We start from the raw sequence: 4,564 nt of genomic DNA on the forward strand, positions 1-4,564 counted from the left end.
GTCCCACGCAAGCGTGAAACTAACCGGTCCTCTTAACCTTCCAGCACCGGGCAGGAGTCAGTCCGTATACATCGTCTTGCGACTTCGCACGGACCTGTGTTTTTAGTAAACAGTCGCTTCCCCCTGGTCTCTGCGGCCCTGATCCGCTCCGGTGAGCAAGTCACCATCACAGTTGGGGCCCCCCTTCTCCCGAAGTTACGGGGGCATTTTGCCGAGTTCCTTAACCATAATTCTCTCGATCGCCTTAGTATTCTCTACCTGATCACCTGTGTCGGTTTGGGGTACGGGCGGCTAAAACCTCGCGCCGATGCTTTTCTCGGCAGCATAGGATCACCAAATTCCCCCATACGGGGGTCCCATCAGATCTCAGGCTCGTGACTGAACACAAGAACGCGGATTTGCCTACGTTCTGCCCTACATCCTTAGACCGGGACAACCATCGCCCGGCTTGGCTACCTTCCTGCGTCACACCTGTTAATACGCTTACCTCCCGAGATCAGGTCCCGCGATCCACAAAAAACCACGTCACCACAAGGGTGGGCGGTCATGCTTCTGGCGGTTAGTATCCCTCGATCAGTATTGGCGGTTTTTCGCCGGTACGGGAATATCAACCCGTTGTCCATCGACTACGCCTGTCGGCCTCGCCTTAGGTCCCGACTTACCCAGGGCAGATTAGCTTGACCCTGGAACCCTTGATCATTCGGCGGACGGGTTTCTCACCCGTCTTTCGCTACTCATGCCTGCATTCTCACTCGTGTAGGCTCCACCGCTGGTTTACACCGCGACTTCACTGCCCACACGACGCTCCCCTACCCATCCACACCCTTGAACCAAGAGAACAAGTCTCCGGCTTGGGATATATGTGAATGCCACAACTTCGGCGGTGTACTTGAGCCCCGCTACATTGTCGGCGCGGAATCACTTGACCAGTGAGCTATTACGCACTCTTTCAAGGGTGGCTGCTTCTAAGCCAACCTCCTGGTTGTCTGGGCAACTCCACATCCTTTCCCACTTAGCACACGCTTAGGGGCCTTAGTTGGTGGTCTGGGCTGTTTCCCTCTCGACTATGAAGCTTATCCCCCACAGTCTCACTGCTGCGCTCTCACTTACCGGCATTCGGAGTTTGGCTGACGTCAGTAACCTTGTAGGGCCCATTAGCCATCCAGTAGCTCTACCTCCGATAAGAAACACGCAACGCTGCACCTAAATGCATTTCGGGGAGAACCAGCTATCACGAAGTTTGATTGGCCTTTCACCCCTACCCACAGCTCATCCCCTCCATTTTCAACTGAAGTGGGTTCGGTCCTCCACGACGTCTTACCGTCGCTTCAACCTGGCCATGGGTAGATCACTTCGCTTCGGGTCTAGATCACGCCACTCTGGTCGCCCTATTCAGACTCGCTTTCGCTACGGCTTCCCCACACGGGTTAACCTCGCGACGTAACACTAACTCGCAGGCTCATTCTTCAAAAGGCACGCCGTCACAGAAACAAGTCTGCTCCGACGGTTTGTAGGCACACGGTTTCAGGTACTATTTCACTCCCCTCCCGGGGTACTTTTCACCTTTCCCTCACGGTACTGGTCCGCTATCGGTCATCAGGGAGTATTTAGGCTTACCAGGTGGTCCTGGCAGATTCGCACGGGATTTCTCGGGCCCCGTGCTACTTGGGATCCTCTCCAAACGGCGTCACGCATTACGGTTACGGGACTTACACCCTCTCCGGCCGGCCTTTCAAGACCGTTCACCTATACGCACGCACTCATTTCACCAGTCCGGCAGAACTGGAACGGAAAGTCCCACAACCCCAGTGATGCAACGCCCGCCGGCTATCACACACCACTGGTTTAGCCTGTTCCGCGTTCGCTCGCCACTACTAACGGAATCACTATTGTTTTCTCTTCCTGTGGGTACTGAGATGTTTCACTTCCCCACGTTCCCTCCACGTACCCTATGTGTTCAGATACGGGTCACCCGGTCACTCGCGCGCCGGGCGGGGTTTCCCCATTCGGACATCCTGGGATCAAAGTTCGGTTATCAACTCCCCCAGGCTTATCGCAGATTCCCACGTCCTTCTTCGGCTCCTGATGCCAAGGCATCCACCGTGTGCCCTTAAAAACTTGACCACTAAGATCAAAAAACATATCGAGAAAACCAGGCCCGAACATGACGTCCGAAACCAGATTTATCTTAGAAATTGCTTCTTTTTAAGATGCTCGCGTCCACTATGCAGTTCTCAACCAACAACCCCAACACACCCGCACCCACCCCACAACAGGGAAAAGCACGGCATGCGCAGGAAAACCAGAAACAACCAAACCCCCACCCACCCCGGACACCACACCCCCCGACCAGACACACCCCCGGAACCAGCCACCCACACAACCGTGCGAACAACCACCCCAGGAACGAGCCCACCAAAGGACACAACACCCACGACAGATAAGAGCCCTGTTATCTCAGGACCCAACAGTGTGCCAAACGATCACCCAACAACACCCACCAACAACACTTTCCAGAAACCCCGAACCCCGAACCGAAGGACACGCACCCCCAACCCCCTCACAGGAGAAGAAGACACACACCCCGGAACCAGAACCAGGACAACGTACTCACACGCCGGCAGGCACCACCAGGCACCTATTCATTGATATTCCACCCATGAGCACCCACCGCGGAACAAACGCCCGCGCTATGGGCTAACTCCTGCAAGCCACACACCCACCACTTGGGACGGGCACATGAACCTGAGGCGCTCCTTAGAAAGGAGGTGATCCAGCCGCACCTTCCGGTACGGCTACCTTGTTACGACTTAGTCCCAATCGCCGGTCCCACCTTCGACGGCTCCCTCCCACAAGGGGTTAGGCCACCGGCTTCGGGTGTTACCAACTTTCGTGACTTGACGGGCGGTGTGTACAAGGCCCGGGAACGTATTCACCGCAGCGTTGCTGATCTGCGATTACTAGCGACTCCAACTTCATGAGGTCGAGTTGCAGACCTCAATCCGAACTGAGACCGGCTTTTTGGGATTAGCTCCACCTCACAGTATCGCAACCCTTTGTACCGGCCATTGTAGCATGCGTGAAGCCCAAGACATAAGGGGCATGATGATTTGACGTCGTCCCCACCTTCCTCCGAGTTGACCCCGGCAGTCTCCCATGAGTCCCCGGCATAACCCGCTGGCAACATGGAACGAGGGTTGCGCTCGTTGCGGGACTTAACCCAACATCTCACGACACGAGCTGACGACAACCATGCACCACCTGTAAACCGGCCACAAGTGGCTGACACATCTCTGCATCATTCCGGTTCATGTCAAGCCTTGGTAAGGTTCTTCGCGTTGCATCGAATTAATCCGCATGCTCCGCCGCTTGTGCGGGCCCCCGTCAATTCCTTTGAGTTTTAGCCTTGCGGCCGTACTCCCCAGGCGGGGCACTTAATGCGTTAGCTACGGCGCGGAAAACGTGGAATGTCCCCCACACCTAGTGCCCAACGTTTACGGCATGGACTACCAGGGTATCTAATCCTGTTCGCTCCCCATGCTTTCGCTCCTCAGCGTCAGTTACAGCCCAGAGACCTGCCTTCGCCATCGGTGTTCCTCCTGATATCTGCGCATTTCACCGCTACACCAGGAATTCCAGTCTCCCCTACTGCACTCTAGTCTGCCCGTACCCACCGCAGATCCGGAGTTAAGCCCCGGACTTTCACGGCAGACGCGACAAACCGCCTACGAGCTCTTTACGCCCAATAATTCCGGATAACGCTTGCGCCCTACGTATTACCGCGGCTGCTGGCACGTAGTTAGCCGGCGCTTCTTCTGCAGGTACCGTCACCCACCCAAAAGACAGGCTTCTTCCCTACTGAAAGAGGTTTACAACCCGAAGGCCTTCATCCCTCACGCGGCGTCGCTGCATCAGGCTTGCGCCCATTGTGCAATATTCCCCACTGCTGCCTCCCGTAGGAGTCTGGGCCGTGTCTCAGTCCCAGTGTGGCCGGTCACCCTCTCAGGCCGGCTACCCGTCGTCGCCTTGGTAGGCCATTACCCCACCAACAAGCTGATAGGCCGCGAGTCCATCCAAAACCACAAAAGCTTTCCACCAACATGGCATGCGCCAGAAGGTCGTATCCAGTATTAGACCCGGTTTCCCAGGCTTATCCCAGAGTCAAGGGCAGGTTACTCACGTGTTACTCACCCGTTCGCCACTAATCCCCCCACAAGTGAGGTTCATCGTTCGACTTGCATGTGTTAAGCACGCCGCCAGCGTTCATCCTGAGCCAGGATCAAACTCTCCGTAAATGCATTACAGACACAACAACAACACCCGGGAAAACGAGCGAAACTGCTGCACAAAATTCGAAACCAGCCAAAAAAACCAGCCACCACACGGGGTGCGGCAACCAGCAAATTCAACCAATCAAAAAACAATCGGTATCAACAAACTTGGCACACTATTGAGTTCTCAAACAACAGGAGCTACCGGCACCAAACACAACCAAACCGCTGTATTCTCGCTCCGAAGCAACTTTTCAAGCTTACCCACACCAACCCCGAATCTCCAAATCCGC

Annotated in this window: 1 protein-coding gene and 2 rRNA genes; 1 reads left to right on the top strand and 2 read right to left on the bottom strand. The window is 55.4% G+C overall.

The features are described 5' to 3' along the window. Both FJV46_RS14945 and FJV46_RS14950 read right to left on the bottom strand, forming a co-directional pair. Positions 1-2,124: ribosomal RNA gene (locus tag FJV46_RS14945) — 23S ribosomal RNA — on the bottom strand; the annotation flags it as partial. A gap of 637 nt (positions 2,125-2,761) precedes the next feature. Then, positions 2,762-4,295 (bottom strand): 16S ribosomal RNA (locus FJV46_RS14950). On the opposite strand from FJV46_RS14950, the gene FJV46_RS15435 reads away from it, so the two are divergent. Continuing rightward, positions 4,295-4,564, top strand: a 270-nt coding sequence (locus tag FJV46_RS15435; RefSeq protein WP_204840886.1) for a hypothetical protein, incomplete at its 3' end; no start/stop codon positions are given. The genes FJV46_RS14950 and FJV46_RS15435 overlap by 1 nt on opposite strands.

It is taken from the genome of Arthrobacter agilis, from assembly GCF_006494655.1.
GTDB classification, from domain to species: Bacteria; Actinomycetota; Actinomycetes; order Actinomycetales; family Micrococcaceae; genus Arthrobacter_D; species Arthrobacter_D agilis.